3 protein-coding genes are annotated in these 2432 nt (G+C 42.5%); 1 reads left to right on the forward strand and 2 read right to left on the reverse strand.

Annotated elements, in window-relative coordinates; all coding sequences use genetic code 11:
- Positions 1 to 531 precede the first annotated feature (531 nt).
- Together L990_RS16610 and L990_RS16615 are read right to left on the reverse strand one after the other, a co-directional pair.
- Complete coding sequence (locus L990_RS16610; RefSeq protein ID WP_047451768.1) at positions 532 to 1065, reverse strand: hypothetical protein; 534 nt, start codon at positions 1063 to 1065, stop codon at positions 532 to 534.
- Positions 1066 to 1265: 200 nt separating this feature from the next.
- Positions 1266 to 1793 (reverse strand): hypothetical protein, encoded by a 528-nt coding sequence (locus tag L990_RS16615; RefSeq protein WP_047451770.1) that lies wholly within the window; start codon positions 1791 to 1793, stop codon positions 1266 to 1268.
- A 325-nt stretch (positions 1794 to 2118) separates the two neighbouring features.
- Here L990_RS16615 and L990_RS20545 point away from each other — a divergent pair, with 325 nt between their 5' ends.
- Complete coding sequence (locus L990_RS20545) at positions 2119 to 2250, forward strand: hypothetical protein (protein WP_262480654.1); 132 nt, start codon at positions 2119 to 2121, stop codon at positions 2248 to 2250.
- The last annotated feature ends 182 nt before the right edge of the window (positions 2251 to 2432 follow it).

Here is a 2432-nt window from a genome sequence, read left to right on the forward strand (position 1 = left end):
GCCAAAAAACGTGAGGTCGGAGCCCAAAATGGCGTTTTGGAGGGCTGCAAAAAGTGTACTCAGAACAAAAATAAATATGGTCAGTGGTGTCAATGAATCTACTCAGAGCGAAAATAAATGAGGTCAGCGGTGCAAATAGAACTACTCGGAGCGATTTTAAATGGGATATGAGATTTGAGATGTGAGATTTGAGATGTGAGATTTGAGATGTGAGATATGAGATGTGAGATATGAGATGTGAGATATGAGATAATGGACAAGATTTTGCTCGCTTGTAATGTTTTCTTCCTGCTACTTTTTTGGCGCAAAAAAAGTAGCGCAAAAAAACAGGACAAAGACTAACTTGCATCGGTGGCTTATAGAAGCCTTAACTCTTTTATTGTTTACTGTCGATGGATTTAGGGTTACATTTTGGGTTATCCTTAACCTACCAAGTGCTGCTTATAAAAAAATCCTTTCCTCCTATGATATTTTCTTGCCAGCATGCAGCTCTATGCGCCAGTAGCCGCCTTGCCTGCCAACAGCACCTACCTACCGCTCTACGGTAAGGTACTTCTGGGCAAAAGCCTCGTCGAGGTGTACCTGCCAAATGCTATCGATGGTAAGGGTTACTGGGCACCTGTCCTGACCACCACCAGAAAAACTGTAGAACATCAGGTACTGGCTGCCGCAGTGGGGGCATTTGGTGTAGTAAACGTTGGGAATGTAGTTTTTTTCATGAAAAAGTACATGTTTTTTAGAAGCTATTGCACAACGAAAATTTTCATCAATATACACTATTTCATAGGCCAATTTTGATGCAATAAACTTTACAAACTCAATAAATTTTTCAGGAACAACTTCAAAAGGAACAATTCCCAACCTTGGAGCGAAAGATGGAAAATCGTCAATTTGAAGTTTCTCTTTACAATCTAAACAAGAAAAATTAATAATTGGGTCTAAATCCTCAAAAGTAAACGCAGAGCATTCATCCTTTAAATCGGTTTCCACACCAAACTGCATGTCGAACCTATCGCCTCTATTGGTGGTTACCACGCATTCTTCTAATCTATGTTTTAGTTCCATAGTTATTCAACTTTTGTATACTTAACAACATCGAATTCACTAAATAATCTTTCAAAACTAATCTTCGAGTACCACTGGATGCCACCACCAGCCTTGCCGTACCAGGGGATAACTTCGCCCTCGAATACCGTTAGCTCCTTGCCATCCTTCAGCTCTATGCGCCAGTAGCCGCCTTGCCTGCCAACAGCACCTCCTTACCGCTATACGGTAAGGTACTTCTGGGCAAAAGCATCGTCGAGGTGTACCTGCCAAATACAATCGATGGTAAGGGTTACCGGGCACCTGTCCTGACCGCCACCAGAAAAACTGTAGAACATCAGGTACTGGCTGCCGCAGTGGGGGCATTTGGTGTAGTAGATGTTGGGAATGTAGGTTTTGGAATGGAATAAAACAACTCCTTTGGATGCCTCTGCATAGCATATACCACCTCCATTTGTCGTTAGTTCAAATTCTAACCTTTTTGCAATAAACTTTATAAACTCAATAAAATCTTTATAGATTTCACCCCACGGATTTATGCTTAATCTAGGTTCATGCAGAGAAAATTCTCCTATTCCAATCTGCGTTTCGCAATCTAAGCAGTTAAAGCGAATTACGGGCTCTAAATCTGAATAGGAAAAAGCCCTACTCTGATCTTTTAAATCTGTTTCCACACCAAACTGCATGTCGAACCTATCGCCTCTATTGGTGGTTACCACGCATTCCTCTACTCTTTTTACTAGTTCCATTACTATTTAATTTTGGTGTAAATTATTAGATCATCCCTTTTCAAATCTTCAAAACTAATCTCCCGCTCGCCGTAGTCTACATCAGCGCACGAGGCTGGTCGAAGTCTAAAACTTCGTCCTTGCTAAGTAGCGGTCTGCAGACCGCAATCAAAAGTAGCAAAAAACAAGGCGTAGCTGTAGTGGTAGCAACTGCATTCTACTATTTTCTTCCCACTACTTTTTTGGCGCAAAAAAGTAGCACAAAAAACAGGGCGGAAATTAACTCGCACCGTCGGCTTATGGGTGCTTAGATCTTTGGGGAAAGGTAGCAGAACGATTCCGGTTTATGATTTTGGCTGCGGTCGACCTGCCGAGCGTTGCTCAAACAAATATTTTCGCCGTTGGCTGTGTGGCTAACGCCACGGGTGTTAACGGATGGGAACTTAGCGGCATCTTATACGACAGCTGCCGAATGTAGCAGGTGCTTCTTTTAGCAATGACGCGTGTAAAGCTTCCTCTAAGCTGCTAACATCTATATCAGGTAAACTTTACCCAGCAGCTAAGGCTATAAATCCAGAAAATTTCCTATCCGTAAAGAAGGTGGCGAAGCCACACCATCCCCGTCGAGGGTTTTGTTTGAAGCGGGCGGAGCAACCACAA

It is taken from the genome of Alistipes sp. ZOR0009 (assembly GCF_000798815.1).
In the GTDB taxonomy this organism is placed as follows: Bacteria; Bacteroidota; Bacteroidia; order Bacteroidales; family ZOR0009; genus Acetobacteroides.

Coding starts and splice junctions, on each gene's coding strand:
- L990_RS16610 (WP_047451768.1), bottom strand. CDS start 1,065: ATGGAACTAAAACATAGATTAGAAGAATGCGTGGTAACCACCAATAGA.
- L990_RS16615 (WP_047451770.1), bottom strand. CDS start 1,793: ATGGAACTAGTAAAAAGAGTAGAGGAATGCGTGGTAACCACCAATAGA.
- L990_RS20545 (WP_262480654.1), top strand. CDS start 2,119: ATGATTTTGGCTGCGGTCGACCTGCCGAGCGTTGCTCAAACAAATATT.